Source organism: Acidimicrobiia bacterium, assembly GCA_036396535.1.
Classification (GTDB): Bacteria; Actinomycetota; Acidimicrobiia; order Spongiisociales; family UBA5794; genus DASWKR01.
Genome location: DASWKR010000058.1, coordinates 25,844 through 45,039 on the forward strand (window position 1 = coordinate 25,844; position 19,196 = coordinate 45,039).

Sequence of the window (19,196 nt, forward strand, 5' to 3'; positions counted from 1 at the left end):
TCGATTCCTCCGGTTCAGCGGGTGATGAGCCGGGCAGGTTAACGGTGCCTCGGGGTCTACCGGCTCACCGGGGCGGCTTGCACAGCTCGGTCAGCTCGGCGATGGCTTCGTCGAGCGGAACGCCACGCCGCTCGCTGTCGTCGCCCCGCACACGAACGCCCACCGTGCCCGCTTCGACGTCCCTGTCGCCGACGACGATCACGGCTGGGTGCTTGGAGGTGATGGCCCGGCGGATCTTCTCACCGACCGTCTCGTCCGACTCGTCGACCTCGGTGCGAAGCCCGGCGTCGATCATCCCGGCGGCCACCTCGGAGGCGTACCCGTGGTGGCGGTCGGCGACCGGGACGATCGTCGCCTGGACGGGGGCGAGCCAGCCCGGGAGGGCGCCTGCATAGTGCTCGATGAGGATCCCGATGAAGCGCTCCAGCGACCCCATCAGGGCGCGGTGGATCATCACCGGTCGCTCCCGCGAGTTCTCGCCGGTTGCGTACAGCAGGTCGAAGTTGTCCGGCTGCCCGAAGTCGACCTGCAATGTCGAGAGCTGCCAGCGCCGCCCGATGGCGTCGCGGATGTGAACGTCGATCTTCGGCCCGTAGAAGGCCGCCTCGCCCTCGGCCAACTCATGAGGGATGTCGGCTTTGACGAGCGACTCGCGCAGAGCCTCGGTTGCCCTGTCCCACATCGCCAGGTCGCCCATCCACTTGTCCGGGTCGCGAGTCGACAGGTCGGCTTCGAATTGGTTGAAGCCGAAGTCCCGCAACACCATGAGCGTGAAGTCGAGGAGGTTCTGGAGCTCGTCCGGCACCTGCGCCTCCTCGACGAAGATGTGGGCGTCGTCCTGGGTGAAACCGCGCGCCCGCAGCAGCCCGTGGAGCACACCCGAGCGCTCGTAGCGGTACACGGTGCCCAGCTCGAAGAGGCGGAGCGGCAACTCGCGGTAGCTCCTGCTGCGGCTCCGGTAGATGAGGATGTGGAACGGGCAGTTCATCGGCTTCATCCGGTACTCGGTCTGCTCGTCGAGCGTCATCCCCGGGTACATGCCATCCGCGTAGAAGTCGAGGTGGCGGGATGTGTTCCACAGCTCGGCCTTGGCGACGTGGGGCGACGCCACGATCTGGTAGCCGTGAGCGAGGTGGGTCCGCCTGCTGTAGTCCTCGACGGCCTTGCGCAGCAGCCCGCCCTTTGGATGCCACACGGCCAGTCCTGCGCCGAGCTCGGCCGGGAACGAGAAGAGCTCCTGCTCCACGCCGATCCGCCTGTGGTCGCGTCGCTCCGCTTCCTCGAGCCGGGCCAGGTGGTCGGCCAGGGCCGCTTGCGACTCCCAGGCCGTGCCATAGATGCGCTGCAGTTGCGGTTTGTTCTCGTCCCCTCGCCAGTAGGCGCCGGCCGTGCGCAAGAGCTTGACGGCTTCGATGCGTCCGGTGGACGGAAGGTGCGGGCCCCGGCAGAGGTCTACGAAACCGAGGTTTCGGTACACGGAGACCTCGGAGCTTCCGGCGCCCTCGTCCTCGTCGACGCCTTCGATGATCTCGGTCTTGAACGGCTGGTCGGCGAACACCGCCAGGGCCTCGTCCTTGGAAAGGACCTGCCGGTGGAACGGCTGGTCCTCCTCGATGATCTCGGCCATGCGACCCTCGATCGCCTCGACGTCCTCGGGTGTGAACGGGCGGCCGATGTCGAAGTCGTAGTAGAACCCGTCCGTGATCGGCGGCCCGATGGCGAACTTGGCGCCGGGATGAAGATCGAGCACGGCCTGCGCCAGCACATGCGCGGCCGAATGCCGGATGACGTGGCGGCCTTCTTCGGAGGACTCGGTGATCACCTCGAATCGGCCGCCGGAAGCGATCTCTGCGGCGAGGTCGAGCAGGGCGCCGTCGACGGACACCGCCACGGCCGCATCGGCGAGGCGGGGGCCGATGCTGCGCGCCACCGTCAGACCCGTGACACCGTCATCGAAGGCGTGAACGGATTCGTCCGGGAACGTGAGGTGCACGGGCAACAATTCATCCTTCCGGTGAGGCGTCGGCGGCGGCCGGGTCGCTCACAGCCCTTCCGTCGGTGCGGCCGAGCCGTCTCGCCAAGGCTAGTTGGGGCGGCAGTCGCCCAGGACAAATGCCGCCGCGCCCGACCGGGCCGTGACACAATGAAAACGGAATCGACGAGAGGGACTTCACTCCGTGGAACCGTTGGAGCTCGCCGACAGACTCGCAGGTGGTGGACGCGTCCAGGAGCTGACGAGCATCGACCGCGTCCTGGGAGTGAATCGAATCTACCGGCTGTGGACCGATCAGGAGAGCCGGATCGTGAAGATCTACGGCACGCCTGCCCGGGAGCGCAGGGAACGGCACGCCTTGGATGCCCTCGGGCACCTCGACGGTATGCCGACCGTGCTCGACCGGGGCGCCGAAGGCGACCTCCAATGGGTCATCTTCGAGGACGCCGGCCGGTGGAACATCGGGTCACTGCCCGAGAACATCGGCATCGCCAGGAGGGCGGGCGAGATCTTGGCGAGGATCCACGAGTCGGAGTCCGCTCCACTGTCGAACCTGTCACGGGGGATCGACCAGGAGTGGGTGACCGTCGACTTCATGTCGACGTTCCGCCGCCTCGAGCGTTACCGAGGCAAGATCGGGATCACCATGGACCTCATCGAGCAGGCGCGCCGGGTGCGCCCGCCGTACGCCTCCGAACCGCGGGTGGCGCACACGAACGCCGTGCCCGAGAACTTCCTGGTGGACGACGACGGCAACGTGACGCTCATCAACTGGGAGTGGGCCACTCTGGCGCCCCCGGAGTGGGACCTGTCGAAAGCCATGTGGCTCTCGGGCCTCAAGTCGGGGCAGACTGCGTCGCGTGGCCTCCAGGAGGGCTACGGGCGGGCGCTCGAGCCGGAGCAGCTCGACCGGTGGACGGTCTATCACGCCGGCATGATGCTCGTGTTCGAAGCCGAGAACACGATGCGCACCGACCTCGACGAGTTCGACTACCTGCTCGCCGAGCTGCAGCGGGCCGTCACCGCGGCGGCCAGCGCAGACTGAGCATCCGCGCCTGTGGGCGGCTCGGAAATCCGCGAAAACCCAGCTTGTCGTCCCTACCCTCGGGACTCCGGACGAGCAACGGAGTGGAGATGGTCGAGGTTCTCCTGGCTGGAGCGGTCATGACCGCAGGAGCGGTCGCGGTTGCCCGCCGCAGCTTGCCGAACGAGGTGTCGCGCAACACCTTCCACGGCGGCGCCGACGTGATCGATCTGCCGTGCCCGTGGTGCAACGCGGCGACCCGCGAGGACGATCCTCGTTGCCCGAGCTGCGGGCAACGCTTCGGCTGATCGACGCGGCGGCAACTCTGCGGGGCAGGGCGCGCCGTCAACCCCGCTCGTACATGCAGTTCGTGAACACCGCACGGAACCCGAGGTCCCTGTACAGCCACATGGCCGCCTCGTTTGCGCCGTCGACGTAGAGCATCCCGACCTCGGCGCCCTGGCGGTCGTGGAGGTCCGCAAGGCCGGCGAGCACGAGCGCCCTCCCGAGCCCGCCTCCCCGCGCCTCCGGGTGCACGCCCACGATGTAGATCTCACCGACTCCGTCGCCGTGCAGCTTCGTCCAACACGATCCTGCGAGGACGTCGCCGTCCCACGCCATCACGACACCTCGGGGATCGAACCATGGCTGGGCGGTTCGCAGCGCCAGGTCCGCCAGGTCGATCGACCCATTCTCCTCGTGCCCTGCGAACGCCGCGTTGTTCGTGGCCAACCACGCCTCCTCGTCGATCCCGGGACGGAACGTCGATGGCGTGATGTGCGAAGGCCAGTCCGGACCGGCTCCGATCGGAAGTGGACGCTCCAAGCGGTGCAAGGTCCGCGTGGCCGTGAATCCGGCCGCTGCCAGTAGACGCTGGGCCTCGCTCGTCCACGCCCACACGACGTACCTGGCGCCGCCGGGAACCTGTGCCACTGCGACCTCGAGGGCCTCGTGGAAGAGCTCGGCCCCCGGGGCGACTGCGATCTCGATCGCCCAGTGCTCGGCGCCGTCCGACTGGCGGTGCGGTGCCGCCTGGACGTACGCCGCCACTGCGTCCCCTGCGACGGCGACCGACCCCCTGGACCTGTCGGGCCTGTCGACACGCAGCAACTTGTACTCGGTCAAGGCCGGCAAACCGTCCCTCGCCTCGACCGCCGCCAGCAGCACATCCAGAGCGGTTCGGTGCTGCACCGGCTGATAGGCCTCCCACTCCACCGGCGCAACGATAGGAGAGGCGCGGCGCCGCCGAGGCGGACGATGGCCCTCCGCCAAGCGCGCCTCCGGCGCCCATCATGCGCGCCCCGGGCGCCCCATCACGCGCGCCCCGGGCGCCCCATCACGCGCGCCCCGGGCGCGACGCCAACGTACACTGAGCCCTCGTGAGCAAGGTAGGGCTGGTTCTCGGAGGCGGTGGGATCACCGGTGCCTCCTATCACTTCGGGGCGCTGCTCGCCATCGAGATGGCAACCGGATGGGATCCTGCCCACGCCGACGTCATCGTCGGTACCTCGTCGGGAGCGTTCACGGCTGCCATGCTGCGCGGCGGCCAGCTGACCCTCGACACGCTCATCGGGAATGCGGCGACTCGCCAGGAGGTCTCGGACCGCCTGAGAGGCTACGTCTACCGCAGGGGACGCCCGCGCGGCGTCATCCGCTGGCTCCGCAAGGGCGTGCTCCCGAGCATGGTGCGACCCGACGTCGGGATCGTGCTCGGCTGCCCGGCGTTGTACACGACGGACGGCCTCGTCGAATGGGTCGAGCACGCCTTGGGCGATCTCGCCGATGGCTGGCCGAGCGCTCCCACCGTCATCGTCGCCTACGACCTCGACGGACGAAAGCGAGTCCCCTTCGGCACCGAACGGGCCCCGGAGGTCCCGCTGAAGATCGCGGTTGCCGCCTCGGCGGCCGTGCCATTCATCTTCGAGCCGGTCCGCATCGATGGCCGTTGGTACGCAGACGGCGGCATCGCCACCGGGACGAGCGCCGACTTGGTGCTCGCCAGCCAGGAGCCGCTCGACGTCGTCCTCGTGATCGCCCCGCTGGCCGCCCTCGAGCCGCGACCGCACGCCCGGTTCTACGAGGACGTCTTCGATCGGCTCGGAAGGACCGCGCTCGACGCCGAGCTCGAGAAGATCAGGACCGCCTGGCCGGACACGGACATCGTCGTGCTGCGACCGGATGAGCACGTCCTGTCGGCGGCCCGGCCCAATCCGATGTCACTGGACGCCGCCGTCCCGGCTTTCCTGAGGACGCTGCGCTCGTTACGTGACCACCTCGGCTCAGCCGAAACTTGGGACGTGCTCAGCCGCCACCTGGTCCGAGATCGGGTGCGCTGAGCCTACGCGGGCACCTTGACCGAGCGGAGTTGGTCGAGGAGCAGGTCGACGGCCTGCCCCATGTCGATGCCTCGCGGCATCCTCGCTCCCCCGCCGAGCCTGACCGTATGCCGGTCTTCGTCGAGCTCCACGATGGCGTCGGCCTCCACCGTGGCGGCGGTGTCGATCACGGAGTCGGGGTCGGCAAGCATGTCGCGCAGCCTGACTCCTCCTGCGTCGACTGGAGCCTGGGCGAGGTCGCCCTGGGCCATCGTGCGCAGCACGTCCTCGGTCTGCCGCACGACGCCACGCAGATGCTCAGCCCTCCGCTGTATCCGGGTGTACTCGTCGCGGGCCGAGTCGAGGAACTCCTCGGCGTCGTTGCGCGACTGGTCGAGTAGCTGCAGCGCCTCGCGCCTGGCACGGCCGACGATCAACTCGGCCTCTTCCCGAGCCTTCGAGACCGCCTCGTTCCTGGAGCGCGACGCCGTGAGGACCGCCTCCTCGAGGCGATCACCGGAGCTGCGGAACTCCTCGAGCTCCTTCTCGACGCGACTGAGCCGTGCCCTCGCCTCCATGAGCGAGCGGTGCTGGTCGGCGATGACGAACGAGACCTCGTTCAGGTAGGCGTGGACGGCCTCAGGGTCGTAACCGCCCTTCTTCATGACGTCGAAGCGCTTGCGCCTGATGTCGGAAGGGGTCACGTCCACGCCTGCTCTCCTGTCGTCGGAGGCGGCGAGCACGCCGCCGCTCGGTCTTCGTCGCCTTCCCGGCCTCAAACAGCGCCCTACCGACTGAGCGTCAGTGTATGGCTACTTTGCGTGGCACGTCAATAGTCACCGAAACATAGTTGACCGCGAGTGAACCCTGGTGAGGAAGTCCGATAGACCAAATTGGGTCGGCCGACCCGTTGCCGGATCGTCGATTCTGCCGATACCTTCGAGATGCGGCACCAGCCGCCGACAAGCAACCGTTGTGGGCTCCCGTTGCCCACAGTGAGGGAACAGGCCAGATGAACCTCGCAACTCGACTCTTCAGCACTCTGCAGGCCCGGATGCGGGCTGAGGACGGGGCGAGCCTCGTCGAATACGCATTCCTCGTTGCCCTGATCGCCATCGTCGCGGTGGTCGCCGTGGCCTTCTTCGGCCAGCGACTCTCCAACTCCTACAACTCGATCGCGACCGCGCCGGGCTGGTAGGAGATCGCCGGCGAGAGGGCCCCCGCCCCGCTCGGCTCTATGTGACGACGGGCACCTTCGCCATCGCCTCGACCACCCTCGCCTCCGGGTAGTCGTAGTCCACGAGCTCCCCACCCAGATAGGCCTCGTACGCCGCCAGGTCGAAATGGCCGTGGCCGCACATGGCCGTCAGGATGACGGTCTCCTCCCCGGATTCCCGTGCCCGCTCGGCCTCGCGAATGGCAGCCGCGATCGCATGGGACGGCTCCGGGGCAGGCAGGATGCCCTCCGTCCTGGCGAATCGAACGGCGGCGTCGAAACACTCGTTCTGGTGGATGGCCTCAGCCTCGACGAGGCCGAGCTCGTACAGATGCGAGACGAGGGGGGCCATCCCGTGATAGCGGAGTCCACCGGCGTGGATCGGATCCGGGATGAAATCGTGTCCGAGGGTGTGCATCTTCACGAGCGGCGTCATCCCCATCGTGTCGCCGAAGTCGTACCGGTACTCGCCCCTCGTCAGAGAGGGGCAGGCGGCCGGCTCGACGCAGCGGATCGTCGGGGCGATGTTGCCGGCGAGCTTCTCGCGCAAGAACGGGAAGGACAGCCCCGCGAAGTTCGACCCGCCACCGGTGCATCCGACGAGAACGTCCGGCGTATCGCCCACCTTTGCGAACTGCAGCAAGGCCTCCTCGCCGATGATCGTCTGGTGCATGAGCACATGGTTGAGGACGCTGCCGAGGGAATATTTCGTGCCCTCGCCCATCACCGCCGCCTCGACGGCCTCGCTGATAGCGATACCGAGGCTCCCGGGCGATTCCGGGTCCAGCGCTCTGATCTTGCGGCCGGCCTCGGTGACGTCCGAGGGGCTCGAGTGAACGGTGGCGCCCCAGACCTCCATCATCGTCTTGCGGTACGGCTTCTGCTGGTACGAGGCGGCAACCTGCCAGACCTCGCACTCGAGGCCGAACAGGGCGCAGGCGAAGGCGAGGGCGCTCCCCCACTGGCCCGCCCCGGTCTCGGTGGTGAGCTTGCGCACCCCTTCGCGAGCGTTGTAGAACGCCTGCGGCACCGCCGTGTTGGGCTTGTGCGATCCGGCAGGGCTCACACCCTCGTACTTGTAGTAGATGCGCGCCGGGGTATCGAGGGCCCGCTCCAGACGGTGGGCGCGGTACAGAGGCGAGGGCCTCCACAGCCTGTACACATCGAGCACCTCGCCCGGGATGTCGACGAAGCGGTCCGGGCTCACCTCCTGGAGGATGAGCGCCATCGGGAAGAGTGGAGCGAGGTCATCAGGGCCAACCGGCTGCAGCGTTCCCGGGTGCAGCACAGGAGGCGGCGGCGCCGGCAGGTCCGGCACGATGTTGTACCACTGCGTCGGCATCTCACTCTCGTCGAGCAGGATCTTCGTGCGCTCGGTCATCGGGTGCCCTCCAAGCGGATGCGGGAGGCCAGACTACGGGAGGGCACCGTCCTCCCGCCACGTGCCGGACCGGGATCCACGCCGACGGAGACGCTCAGGCGGGCGGCTCGGCCCGGCGCGAGATCGTATACGCCTCGTCGAAGAACCAGACGCCGCGATACTTGTCGATCACATTCCTCGTCGCCTCGATGTAGCGCCCGCTGGACACCGCCTCTCCGAGGCGCACCTCGTCGATCTGGGCCACGTATGCGGCTGCGTTCCAAGCAGCGAGGATCGAGCTCGTCCCGATGTGCTCCTCTGCCTCCGAAGGCATCGCATGGAGGTCGTACCGGAACACCGCTTCCTCGTCTGTCGAGTCGTGGAACTCGTAGCCGGCTGCCTCGCTGCCGAGCAGCCGGCGAGCCGCTCCGATGATCTCCTTGCGCCCGTTGTCGAACGGGTTCTCGTCGGGCCACACGCCCCTGATGATCTCGAGGCCCGGATCGTGGCCGTATGCGTGCACCGTCACCAGCCGGCCCCCCGGTGCGAGGGCGCTCACCATCGGCACGACGACGAGGCGCGCCTTGCGGTCTGGGGGTGTGCGCGCCCGGTATGGATGCGAGGCGATGACGAGGTCGTAGCCATCCTCGGTTCGATCCGGCCTCGGGATCAGCGGGTCGAGGATGAACTGCCTGTCCCGGCGGTGCAGGACGACGACGGTCGGCTGCATGTACTTCGGATTCCCCGACGCCCTGTCCGTCTCGACCTTCCAGTCGGCTGCCAACGTGGGATACAACGCCCTGATCTGACCGGCGAAGTCGTGGGTCGTCCCACCCTCGAGTGGAACGTGCCGCCACGTCACGGGGCGGCCCTGGTTCTCGCCCCGCGGCGTGAAGGACGGGGCTTCGCCGTAGTTCATGTTCGTGACCACGAACACCATCTCAGGGTGCTCGTAGAGGCGGTCGGGCAGGCGTTCGAGTGCCTGGCGAACGTCCTCGATGCTGATCTCCTTGCCGACGACGAGCCAAGGGATGTGGGTGAACTGCCGGTGCATGCCGCGCATCACGTACGAGAGGACGGAGGCGTCGCCCATGCCGGCGTCGAGGACCCGCAGGCCGTGGCGCCCAGGGCCGATGTGGTCGAGCTCTTCGCCAACCCGCGCCGCCACCGTCGCCTTCTCCGTCGTCGTCGTGACGAACATCATGTAGGCCGCTCGGCTGTCGAAGAACCGGGTCGCGGCGCGGCGCAGGCCGCTCTTGCCGTCCGAGGTCACACGGCCAACGTAACACGAGTCGTTGTGCGAAAGGCGTGTCGTGACCAACCTGGCGGCGACGACCACCAGGAGGCTGCATCTCCGTGACGAGCGAAACGACGATCCGGGCGACCGGGCGCGACGCTTACGTCGACTTCCTGCGCGCCTTCTCGCTCGTCATCGTCGTCGTGTGGCATTGGGTATTCACGATCCTCGAGGTGTCTCCGACGACCGTGTCGCCTTCGAACCCGATCGGCTTCACGCGTGGGATGTGGGCGGCCACCTGGGTCTTGCAGGTGATGCCCGTCTTCTTCTTCGTCGGCGGCTTCACCCACCGTCTGGCTTTCGACCACTACACGCCGGGGACGTCGCGGCGATTCCTGAAGCGGCGGATCCAGCGCCTCCTGGCACCGGCCCTCGGGCTCGTCGCCGTCTGGATCGGCGTCGGCTTCCTGCTCCGGATGTTGGTCGGGGGCCAGTGGATCTGGCCGGCCGTGATCCTCGTGCTCTCCCCGCTGTGGTTCCTGGTGGTGTACCTCGTGCTCGTGGCGATCGCCCCGGTGGCGGTTCGAGCCCACTGGCGGTGGGGTGAGCTGGTGATCGTCTGGCTCATCGGGCTCGCTGCCGTGCTGGACGTGCTCCGCTTCGCCCACGAGCAGGGGTGGGCGGCGTGGGTCAACTTCATCGTGATCTGGGGCCTCGCCCACCAGCTCGGGTTCTTCTACGACAAGCTCGCCGCGGCCCCGCGCCGGGTCGGCTGGATGTTCGCCTGGTCGGGGTTCTTCGCGCTGGTTGCGCTGACGAACATGGGTTTCTACCCCCGCTCGGTGGTGGGCGTGCCCGGGGAGCGCTTCTCGAACATGGGACCACCCACGCTGGCGATCGTCGCCTTGATCCTCCTCCAGGTCGGACTGGTGCTGCTGCTTCGAGAGTGGGTGCTCGGGCGGCTGGCCACGAGCGCCGCCTGGCAGCGGACCGCAGCCTGGGTGAATGCGAACGCCCTCGCCCTCTACCTCTTCCACACGACGGCGATGGCCGCCGTGGTGGCAGTCGCCTTCGTGGCCTTCGGGTACCGGCCGCCTTCGCAGCCGACCGCACATTGGTGGCTCACGAGGCCGTTGTGGCTGATCGGGCCGGCGCTGGCGACGCTCCCCTTCCTGGCTCTCTACGGGAAGCTCGGCTCCCGCCAAGGCGCCTCCGAGCGGCTCGAGTAGGTTCGGGGAGTGGGTTCGCCGCCATGCCGGACCGGCGGCGCCAACTAGCCGAGCTTGGCTCCCAGCCAGTCGATGACGTGGCCGACGGCCTGGTGCTGCACGACGTCGACCTCGTACGCTCCGTCCGGTCCCCGCATCGGGAACACGTAGCCGTGGAGCGGATGGTCGTACGACACCCACTCGACGTCCTTGCCCGCCTCGGCGAGTAGCTCGTAGCTCGTGCGGAAGATGCCTTGCAGGTGGTCTTCCTCCCGGCCCATGACGAGGATCGGAGTGTCGATGGTGGCGATCCGCTTGGCGGCGATATCCATGTCGATCCTTCGCCTGACCTTGTCGACCTCTGCCATCTGCATGTCCTCGATGTTCCGCAGGCGTGTCTCCTGGTTCACGAACGCCGTGTCGTCCGGGGTGAGGGCGAGGAACTCATGGGCGGCGGGCTCGGAAGCGACCGCGGCCCGCACGCCGTCGTACTCCGAGGTGATCTTCAGCACCATCTCCCCTCCGTGGCTCATGCCGATGAGCCCGACCCTGTCTGCGTCGATCTCTCGAAGCGACTTGAGGTGATCGACGATGGCGATCTCGTCCTCGTACTCGAGCGGTGAGCGGTTGAACAGGCCTCTCCCCTGCCGCATGTCGCGCACCAGAGGGCCTCCGTTGTGGTAGCCGAGCTCGACCTCCGTCCGGTAGCGGATCCAGGCGCACGCCATACCGGCCTCGAGGAGGCGCTCCATGATCCATCCGCGGTTGGCGACGGCGTCGCGAATCCACGCCATCCCGCCGCCTCCGTTGCCGGACGCCAGCACGACGACAGGATGCGGGCCACCCTCGGCGGGGACCCGAAGCCCGATCGGTGCGTACAGCCCGTCCCATACCTCGACGTAGGCGAGTCGCACAGGGACGTCCGAGCCTGCGACAGGCTCGGTGACGGTCACATTCGCCGCGTCCATGGGTGACCTCCTCTCTCGATCGACCCGATTCGGCCCACGTCGCCTCGTGGCCGCGTACCACCGTCGGTGCCATCGCCGGCGACCGCCGCGTCCTGGTTGCCAACGTTTGCAGGCTACCTTGTGGCCGAGACGCGCCGGTGGGCGCCCGACGGAATATGGAGGATGCCGGCATGTTGAACGACAAGGCGGTGGCGCTGGCGACGGGGCCCAACCTGGGAATGATCTCGACCGTCATGCCGAACGGTCACATCCAGACGCAGCCGGTTTGGGTCGACTCGGACGGTGAGCACGTGCTCGTGAACACCGAGATCCACCGCCAGAAGATGAAGAACTTGAAGAAGCATCCGATGGTGACCGTCACGATCATGGATCACGACAACCACTGGAATTGGGTCGAGGTGCGGGGCAAGCTCGTCGACACGATCACTGGGACCGAGGCTCGCTCCCACATCGACAAGCTGGCCAAGAAGTACATGGGAGTCGACGACTACCCGAACCCCATCCAGTCGGAGCGAGTGATCCTCGTGATCGAGCCTGATCGGGTCTTCAGCTTCCCACCCGCCTGATGCGGACAGGAGAGAGGTAGCAGCAATGCCGGCCGTCACCGTCGAGAGCACACTGACACTCCCCCGAGTGGACGAACCAGGGCTGGAGGCCGTCGAGCGTCCCGTCAAGTCGATCACGACCGCCCCCTCGGGCTTCGAGGGCGAGGGATTCCCCGTCCGCAGGGCGTTCGCAGGCGTCGACATGGCAGACCTCGATCCCTTCATCCACCTCGACCAGATGGGCGAGGTGGACTACGCACCCGGTGAGCCGAAGGGGACGCCGTGGCACCCGCACCGTGGGTTCGAGACCGTCACCTACATGATCGACGGCACCTTCGAGCACCAGGACTCGGAAGGCGGCGGCGGCGTCATCACGAACGGCGACACCCAATGGATGACGGCAGGCTCCGGCCTGCTCCATATCGAGGCGCCGCCCGAGGCGCTCGTGATGAGCGGAGGGCTGTTTCACGGGTTCCAGTTGTGGGTCAACCTCCCCGCCCGGGACAAGTTCATCGCCCCCCGCTACCAGGACCTCAGGGGCGCCGAGGTCGTGCTGCTCACCTCGCCGGACGGCGGGGCCCTCGTCCGGCTCATCGCGGGCGACGTCGCCGGTCATCGCGGACCGGGCGACACCCACACGCCGATCACGATGATCCACGCCACCCTCAATGCCGGCTCGCGGCTGAGGTTGCCGTGGCGGCCCGAGTTCAACGCCCTGATCTACGTCCTCAACGGCAGTGGAACGTTCGGACCCGACGGCCGACCGGCGGGAACGGGCCAGCTCGTCGCGTTCGGCCCCGGCGACTCGGTCACGGTGACGGCCAACCGGCGCCAGGAGTCACGGAGCCCCGACATGGACGTCCTCGTGCTCGGCGGCAGGCCGATTGGCGAGCCGGTCGCCTGGCACGGGCCGTTCGTCATGAACACGAGAGACGAGCTCGTGCAGGCATTCGAGGACTTCAACGCCGGAAGGCTCGGCCGGATCCCTCCCCCGCAGGCCCGTCGCACGTAGGACCCTTCAACGCCCCAGCGGCGATCGCTGCCTGCCGTCCTCGTCGAAGCTCCCAGGGTCGAGCCAGGCTTCGAGCGCCTGGCGGCGCGCCGGCCATTCCGAGTCGATCATCGAGTACCAGGCGGTGTCGCGGTTGCGGCCCTTGTACATCGTCGCCTGGCGGAACGTTCCCTCGTACGTGAAGCCGAGACGCGCCGCCGCCGACGCCGACGCCCGGTTCAACGCATCCGCCTTCCACTCGTAGCGGCGATAGCCGAGCTCGTCGAAGACCCGGCGCATCATCAGGTACATCGCCTCGGTCGCCGTCCTGGTGCGCTGCAAGGCCGGGGAATACGAGATGTGGCCGACTTCGATCACCCCGCCGCCCGGGTCGATGCGAAGGTAGGACGCCAGCCCGAGTGCCCTGCCGGTGGCAGCGTCGACGATCGAGTGGAACAGCGGGTCGTCGCCGGCGGCACACAGTCGCAGCCACTCGTCGAACTGCTCCCGATCCTCGAAGGGCCCGTAGGCCATGTACGTCCACATCGCCCCGGTGGCGTCCTCCGAGTACGCCGCGAAGAGATCGTCCCCGTGCCGGCTCGGGTCGAGTGGATCGACGAGCGTGTACCGGCCGACGATGGGGCGACGCGGCGGCATCTGCCGCCGCGTCCACCCGGCCACCTCCCGGCCGATCGCTTGGCCGAGCTCGTTGATGCGGTCCTCGTCGGACATGGCGGCTGACGGTAGACGTTGCGGCCGGTCGTCTCGCTCTGAGCACGCCGGCTCGGCATCGGCCACGCTCGTCGACGAGGAGCCTCACCGCAGCTTCGGCCCACGACCTCGTCGGCCAGAGCTGGGAGCTCGATCTGAGCTGACGCTCAGCCCGATCCGCCGCCTCCGACCGTCGGGCACGACTCGCCCTCAGCGAGTTGGACATCCATCCGACCGTCCTTGGCGACGTGGTGGGTGTGATCGCTCGAACCCTCGCCGTCGAATGCGGCGACGTCGACCGTCATCTCGACGTACGGGTTGCCGTCCGACTCGGTGACGTGACAGATCCGGACGGTGTGCTCGCCGTTCTCGTCGGCCGATGTCGCCAATGCTCCCCCGCCGATGGCGGCGACCAAGAGCCCGGTCCCGAGAACGGCCACGGCGATTCGCCCGGCGCGCGCCTCTCTCATGTTGCGTCCCTTTCCGCTCGCGCACGGTCACCAACCGCGTTCAACATACCACTATGAGTGGTCGCAGTGAAGAGGGACAGTGAAGGGGGCCTCGACAGGTCACGTGGCGAACTCCGGGTAGCCGTGTGGAGCGACGGCCGCCTTGAACGCCTCGCTCAACTCGCCGACCGGCGTCCCTCCGGGCCCGTGGATCGCCCTGACGAAGTGCCACAACAGATAGGGGTGGGCTCCGAGGGCGTACAACCGCTCATAGTCCCATGCCTCGAAGGCGTCTCGTTCCTCGCCCGTGAGGGAGCCGCCCAGCGGGTATGGAGGCTCGGGAGCCGAGGCGGCACCTTCCCACGCCGCGACGAACGCCGCCGGATCCTCGACGAAGGAATCGAGCGCCTCGTCGCTTCGATCGATCTCCCACATCAGCTTGTCGATCATGTAGCGGCTCACGTCGAACCCCACGTCATGAACGGCTCGGGGCCGAACCGGCAGTGCACCGCTTCGGCGAGCTCAGGTGGCCCGGCACCCGCCGCCGCCATGAGGGCGATGAAGTTGAGGAACTGGAACGTCAGGTTCCCCGCATCGAGGAGACGCTCGTACGTGCACCCGGCCACCGCGCCGGCGACGTCGCCCGCTCTGATCCAGCCGAGGGCCTCCTCGTCGAAGTCGGGCCCCGGCGAGCCTCCCGAGAGCTGGCGGGGTCCACCGAGCTCGAAGGCGAGGTGGCCGGTGGCGAGGACGGCGACCCGCCGTTCGAGTGACGACCTCTGGATCGTGGTGCGGATGTGCTCGCCGAGGGCTGCGAAACGAGCGGCGCCGGGCAGCGGCGGGGCGTTGCAGTTCGTGAAGATCGGCACCAACGGCACGTCGAGCTGGGGACGCAGGTACAAGAGCGGGACCATGAAGGCGTGGTCGAGCCACGGCTCGTCGGAGAAGGCGAAGTCGAAGCCGTCCGGTAGCTGGTGCCGGCCGAGCAGGTCCCTGGCGAGGTCGGGGTCCCCGGGAACCTCCCGGACCGGCAGTCCGAACTCACGTACCTCGTTCGGGTGGGTACCCCGCATCGACGGGGCCTTCCCGACCATGAAGGCGGGCATGTTGGACGTGACGAGCTGCCTGAAGTGGTCGGAAGCCACGAAGACGATGGCATCGGGCTCGGCGGCGGCCAGGCGCCGGCGCGATCGATCGAACGCCGCGGCAACCTCGGCGAGGTCTCCCGGAACCGGGTCGACCATCGTCCTCCAGAGGAGAGGTGTGTGCGGCGCGCCGAGGGCGCACACGATCTCAGCCAACGAGCGATCCGAGGTCGGCGATCACGCCACGCATGATCGCATCCTGGTCTGTGTCGACTCTGCGCGCAGGTGTCGAGCGATCTGGGGCGTGTCCACGGGCCGGGCCCGGCCGGCCCCCCCGGGGTGCCGCCGCCATCCGAGCAGCGCTCTCGTGCGGATATCGTGACGGCGGAGATTCCATGTCGTGGAATCCGCCCGCCGATGCTCTATGGGTCGAGTGACTGGAGTGACCCTGCTGCAGAACGACACCCGCAGCGAGACGTTCATCGGTTTCGTCGCCGACGTCGAGCCGCGGCTCCATGCCGCCTTGATCGGCTCGTGGGGTCTCGAAGACGCCCGTGAGGCGACGGCCGAGGCTCTCGTATATGCGTGGGAGCACTGGGAGCAGCTCGCCAGCATGGACAACCCGGCCGGTTACCTCTACCGGGTGGCGCAAACGAGGGCACGTCGCCTCTTCGGGCGCAGACAACCCGCCTTCCCGCCGCCACCGTCGGACAGCATGCCGTGGGTCGAGCCGGCGCTCCCGGCGGCGCTCGCCAGCCTCCCCGAGCGGCAACGGGTCATCGTCCTGCTCGTTCACTCGTTCGGGTGGACCCAGGCCGAGATCAGTGCGGTGACCGGCCTCTCCCACGGCACCGTCCAGAAGCACTGCGAGCGGGGACTCGCCAAATTGCGCGCCGCCCTCGGAGGTGAGGCATGACAGTCGACCTCGAACGCCAACTCGACGCCTACGGCGATCACCTCACGAGCCTCGTCGATCACGTGTCGGCCGACGAGGCACTGGACCGCGCCGAGATCACCAGGACGGACGCTGCCGTGCCGAGTCGGCGCCCCAGGCTGCGCTGGCTGCGCTGGGCGGTTCCGTCGGGCGCCGTCGTTCTGGTGGCGCTGCTCGCCGCGACGCTCGGATCGATGCCCGTGTCGAACAACTTCGCCCGGATCTCGTCGTTTCTGGACGGTGCGGACTCAGAGAGCCCGGTGACGACGGCCGCAGCATCCGAGACGACGTCGGCGCCCGGCACGACCGCGGACCCGGGCTCGAGCGGGAGCCCGGACGGAGTGTTACAGGAGTCGACCGACACGACTGCCCCGCCTCCCGGTGGATCGTCCCCGACCGCCAATCGCTCGATCATCTACACCGCAGACATGTCTGTCGCCGTGGCCGACGTCCCGACCGCCGTCGCCGAGGCGACGGCCGTCGTCGAGTCCCTCGGCGGCGTCCTGTTCGGCGAGGTGACCAGAGGCGGTCCCGAGCCGACCAGTGTCCTGACGTTCCGCGTCCTCCCCGAGCGGTTCGAAGCCGCCCTCACCGGCCTCGGCACCATCGGTGAGCTTCGTGAGCAGAACCGCTCTGCGGATGACGTCACCGACACCGTCGTCGACTTGCAGAGCCGCATCTCGACCGCCGAGGCGAGCGTTCTCCGCCTGCGCGAGCTGATGGGCACCGCGGGTGACGTCGCCGACATCGCCAAGGTGGAGGAGGAGCTCCTCGACAGGGAAACCGAGCTCGAGCGGCTGCGGGGCCGACTGCGCACCATCGACGCCCAAGTCTCGATGGCTTCGATCACCGTCACGCTGCGCCGGGCGCTCGTGAACCCGGACGCTCGCCTCGTCGTCACGGCATACCCCGGGCACGACCGGGGCGCATCGTGTCCCGGCTCCGACACCGTCAGCGTCACGCAGGGAGAAGACGTCACCGTCTGCTTCGAGGTGCGCAACCGGGGTGACGTCGCCATCGATGACATCCGGGTGAGCGACACGGTGCTCGAGGTGGAGACGGCTGACCTCATCTCCGTCGCCGGCGATCCGGCAAGGCCGCTCCCCCCCGGCCAATCCGTGTTCCTGGCCGCTGAGATCGAGGTCGATCGGGAGCTGCGAACCCAGTCGAGGATGTCGGCGACGCCGATCGCCGACTCCGGCGACGCGATCGCCGGATCGAGCATCTCTGGCCAGGCAAGCGCGGTCGTCATGACCGATCAGCCCGAGGTGCAGCCAGGCTTCCGAGCCGGCTTGGGGGCCGGTGGGCGGGCACTGCGGTCCGCCGCCGTGTTCGCCTCGCTCGTCGCCGGGGCACTCCTTCCTTTCACGTGGGCATTCGTGCTCGTCGGCATCGCCATGGTCTGGCGTCGCCGCAAGGCTCGGCCGATCTGACGAGCCGAAGCGCAGCAATCCCTCCGCGAGGTCGGAGATGGTGGGTACCTGGTACGACCGGCCACCCGTGCGCCACCGCGGCGGCTCGGCAGTTCGACAGCACCAAAGCCGCCCACTACCGTTCCGCGATACAGAACAGTTCCGCATCGTGGAACAGACCGACCGAGGACAGCAACCGTGACGGCTGACCGTGCATCGCGGCGATCCGGAGGCAGGGCAGCCAGGCATGCCGCCAGGACCGCCGAGGCCGTCGAGCGGATCCCCTTCCTCACCAGGACGCTCCGGCCGGTCGAGGTGGTCGGCGACGAGGGGCTCGCCATCATCGAGGACAACGCCGAGACGCTCCTCGAGACGGTCGGGATCGAGGTCGGCAACTACCCCGAGGCTCTCACGATCTACGCGGCACACGGCGCCGACGTCGAGGGGACGCGAGTCCGATTCCCGCGCGGGCTGTGCCGGTCGACCATCCAGGCCACGGCCCCCAAGTCGTTCACCCAAATCGCCCGCAACCCGGAGAACACGGTGACGATCGGCGACCCCCACCTGGTGTTCGCTCCCGCCTACGGGTCGCCGTTCGTCCGCGACCTCGAGGGCGGCCGCCGCTACGCCACCATCGAGGACTTCCGGAGCTTCGCCAAGCTGACGCACATGTCGCCCCAGCTCCACCACGGAGGAGGGACGCTCTGCGAGCCCGTCGACCTCCCCGTCAACAAGCGGCACTTCGACATGGTGTACGCGCACATCCGGTACCACGACCGGCCGTTCATGGGCTCGGTCACCCATCCGAGCCGTGCCCAGGACACGATCGACATGGTCAAGATCGTCTTCGGCGACGAATTCGTCGACCAGAACACGGTGCTCCTCAGCCTGGCGAACGCCAACTCCCCGATGTCGTGGGACTTCAACATGCTCGGGTCCGCCAAGGTGTACGCCGAGAACAACCAGGCGACCCTGGTGACGCCGTTCATCTTGGCGGGCGCGATGGCGCCGGTGACCGCGGCCGCGGCCGCCACCCAGACCTTGGCCGAGGCGATGGCCGGTATGGCGTTCTGCCAGATGGTTCGCCCGGGCGCTCCGGTGGTGTTCGGGTCGTTCGCCTCATCGATGTCGATGCAGTCCGGGGCGCCGACGTTCGGGACCCCCGAGCCCGCCCTGATGCTGTACACGGTGGCGGCGCTCGCCAGACGCCTCGGCGTGCCATTCCGCAGCGGGGGAAACCTGACCGCATCGAAGGTCCCCGACTACCAGGCGGCCTACGAGTCGGCCGCCACCTTCGTCCCGACGCTCCTGGCAGGCGTCAACTTCGTGCTCCACACGGCCGGCTGGCTCGAGGGCGGGCTGACGATGGGGTACGAGAAGTTCGTGCTCGACGCCGACCAGGCTGGTGCAGCCGAGCGCCTCGTGACGGGTGTCGACATCACCGAGAACGGCCAGGCCCTCGACGCCATGCTCCAGTCGGGCCCCGGGCAGCACTTCCTCGGGAATCCGCACACGCTCGCCAACTTCGAGACCGCCTTCTGGCGTTCCCAACTGGCGGACAACAACAGCTTCGAGCAGTGGGAGCTCGAGGGCTCCCGGGACCCAGTCACGCGGGCGAACGCGATCAAGAACCAACTCCTGGCCGACTACGAGATGCCGGCATTCGACGACGCCAAGGACGAAGAGCTCCGTGAGTGGATCGCGGTGCGGAAGGGGTCCTTCCCGGACTCGGACGTCTGACGAGGCGA

The 19,196-nt window shown here is 68.2% G+C and carries 20 protein-coding genes; 10 read left to right on the forward strand and 10 right to left on the reverse strand.

The window, feature by feature from the left end; translation table 11 throughout:
• Positions 1-64: 64 nt before the first annotated feature.
• A complete protein-coding gene (gene thrS, locus VGC47_10510; protein ID HEX9855738.1) occupies positions 65-1,993 on the reverse strand; it encodes a threonine--tRNA ligase in 1,929 nt (642 codons plus the stop codon).
• A gap of 184 nt (positions 1,994-2,177) precedes the next feature.
• On the opposite strand from thrS, the gene VGC47_10515 reads away from it, so the two are divergent.
• Both VGC47_10515 and VGC47_10520 read left to right on the forward strand, forming a co-directional pair.
• A complete protein-coding gene (locus VGC47_10515) occupies positions 2,178-3,038 on the forward strand; it encodes an aminoglycoside phosphotransferase family protein (GenBank protein ID HEX9855739.1) in 861 nt (286 codons plus the stop codon).
• 89 nt (positions 3,039-3,127) lie between these two features.
• Positions 3,128-3,325, forward strand: coding sequence for a hypothetical protein (locus tag VGC47_10520; protein HEX9855740.1), 198 nt, complete (start codon positions 3,128-3,130; stop codon positions 3,323-3,325).
• A gap of 37 nt (positions 3,326-3,362) precedes the next feature.
• Here VGC47_10520 and mshD read toward each other — a convergent pair whose 3' ends face one another.
• Positions 3,363-4,232, reverse strand: coding sequence for a mycothiol synthase (mshD, locus tag VGC47_10525; GenBank protein ID HEX9855741.1), 870 nt, complete (start codon positions 4,230-4,232; stop codon positions 3,363-3,365).
• A 164-nt stretch (positions 4,233-4,396) separates the two neighbouring features.
• Between mshD and VGC47_10530 the strand changes: the two genes are divergently transcribed.
• On the forward strand, positions 4,397-5,353 hold the full coding sequence (locus tag VGC47_10530) for a patatin-like phospholipase family protein (GenBank protein HEX9855742.1): 957 nt from the start codon (positions 4,397-4,399) through the stop codon (positions 5,351-5,353).
• A 2-nt stretch (positions 5,354-5,355) separates the two neighbouring features.
• Here VGC47_10530 and VGC47_10535 read toward each other — a convergent pair whose 3' ends face one another.
• Positions 5,356-6,075 (reverse strand): DivIVA domain-containing protein, encoded by a 720-nt coding sequence (locus VGC47_10535; GenBank protein ID HEX9855743.1) that lies wholly within the window; start codon positions 6,073-6,075, stop codon positions 5,356-5,358.
• Between the two features lie 269 nt (positions 6,076-6,344).
• Between VGC47_10535 and VGC47_10540 the strand changes: the two genes are divergently transcribed.
• Complete coding sequence (locus tag VGC47_10540) at positions 6,345-6,530, forward strand: Flp family type IVb pilin (protein HEX9855744.1); 186 nt, start codon at positions 6,345-6,347, stop codon at positions 6,528-6,530.
• 37 nt (positions 6,531-6,567) lie between these two features.
• Here VGC47_10540 and VGC47_10545 read toward each other — a convergent pair whose 3' ends face one another.
• Together VGC47_10545 and VGC47_10550 are read right to left on the reverse strand one after the other, a co-directional pair.
• Positions 6,568-7,929, reverse strand: a complete 1,362-nt coding sequence (locus tag VGC47_10545; protein HEX9855745.1) for a TrpB-like pyridoxal phosphate-dependent enzyme — start codon at positions 7,927-7,929, stop codon at positions 6,568-6,570.
• Between the two features lie 94 nt (positions 7,930-8,023).
• Positions 8,024-9,181 carry a hypothetical protein gene (locus tag VGC47_10550; GenBank protein ID HEX9855746.1) on the reverse strand — a complete coding sequence of 386 codons (1,158 nt, stop codon included), beginning with the start codon at positions 9,179-9,181 and terminating at the stop codon, positions 8,024-8,026.
• A gap of 83 nt (positions 9,182-9,264) precedes the next feature.
• On the opposite strand from VGC47_10550, the gene VGC47_10555 reads away from it, so the two are divergent.
• Complete coding sequence (locus VGC47_10555; protein HEX9855747.1) at positions 9,265-10,374, forward strand: acyltransferase; 1,110 nt, start codon at positions 9,265-9,267, stop codon at positions 10,372-10,374.
• Positions 10,375-10,418: 44 nt separating this feature from the next.
• On the opposite strand, the gene VGC47_10560 is transcribed toward VGC47_10555, so the two are convergent.
• Positions 10,419-11,321 (reverse strand): acyl-CoA thioester hydrolase/BAAT C-terminal domain-containing protein, encoded by a 903-nt coding sequence (locus VGC47_10560; GenBank protein ID HEX9855748.1) that lies wholly within the window; start codon positions 11,319-11,321, stop codon positions 10,419-10,421.
• A 170-nt stretch (positions 11,322-11,491) separates the two neighbouring features.
• On the opposite strand from VGC47_10560, the gene VGC47_10565 reads away from it, so the two are divergent.
• Together VGC47_10565 and VGC47_10570 are read left to right on the forward strand one after the other, a co-directional pair.
• Positions 11,492-11,887, forward strand: a complete 396-nt coding sequence (locus VGC47_10565) for a TIGR03618 family F420-dependent PPOX class oxidoreductase (protein ID HEX9855749.1) — start codon at positions 11,492-11,494, stop codon at positions 11,885-11,887.
• Positions 11,888-11,912: 25 nt separating this feature from the next.
• Entirely contained in the window at positions 11,913-12,878 is a 966-nt protein-coding gene (locus VGC47_10570) for a pirin family protein (GenBank protein ID HEX9855750.1), read from the forward strand.
• Between the two features lie 6 nt (positions 12,879-12,884).
• Here VGC47_10570 and VGC47_10575 read toward each other — a convergent pair whose 3' ends face one another.
• The 4 genes from VGC47_10575 to VGC47_10590 form a co-directional block, all read right to left on the reverse strand.
• Entirely contained in the window at positions 12,885-13,589 is a 705-nt protein-coding gene (locus VGC47_10575) for a GNAT family protein (protein HEX9855751.1), read from the reverse strand.
• Positions 13,590-13,735: 146 nt separating this feature from the next.
• On the reverse strand, positions 13,736-14,038 hold the full coding sequence (locus VGC47_10580; protein HEX9855752.1) for a hypothetical protein: 303 nt from the start codon (positions 14,036-14,038) through the stop codon (positions 13,736-13,738).
• Between the two features lie 99 nt (positions 14,039-14,137).
• Positions 14,138-14,479: a hypothetical protein gene (locus tag VGC47_10585; GenBank protein ID HEX9855753.1), complete on the reverse strand. Its 342-nt coding sequence runs from the start codon at positions 14,477-14,479 to the stop codon at positions 14,138-14,140.
• A complete protein-coding gene (locus VGC47_10590; protein ID HEX9855754.1) occupies positions 14,476-15,318 on the reverse strand; it encodes an extradiol ring-cleavage dioxygenase in 843 nt (280 codons plus the stop codon). The genes VGC47_10585 and VGC47_10590 overlap by 4 nt, the downstream gene beginning before the upstream one ends.
• 226 nt (positions 15,319-15,544) lie before the next feature.
• Between VGC47_10590 and VGC47_10595 the strand changes: the two genes are divergently transcribed.
• The 3 genes from VGC47_10595 to VGC47_10605 all read left to right on the forward strand — a co-directional run bounded on the left by VGC47_10595 (position 15,545) and on the right by VGC47_10605 (position 19,188).
• Positions 15,545-16,018: a sigma-70 family RNA polymerase sigma factor gene (locus VGC47_10595; protein ID HEX9855755.1), complete on the forward strand. Its 474-nt coding sequence runs from the start codon at positions 15,545-15,547 to the stop codon at positions 16,016-16,018.
• A complete protein-coding gene (locus tag VGC47_10600; GenBank protein ID HEX9855756.1) occupies positions 16,015-17,469 on the forward strand; it encodes a DUF4349 domain-containing protein in 1,455 nt (484 codons plus the stop codon). The genes VGC47_10595 and VGC47_10600 overlap by 4 nt, the downstream gene beginning before the upstream one ends.
• Positions 17,470-17,646: 177 nt before the next feature.
• Positions 17,647-19,188 carry a trimethylamine methyltransferase family protein gene (locus VGC47_10605; protein HEX9855757.1) on the forward strand — a complete coding sequence of 514 codons (1,542 nt, stop codon included), beginning with the start codon at positions 17,647-17,649 and terminating at the stop codon, positions 19,186-19,188.
• Positions 19,189-19,196 lie beyond the last annotated feature (8 nt).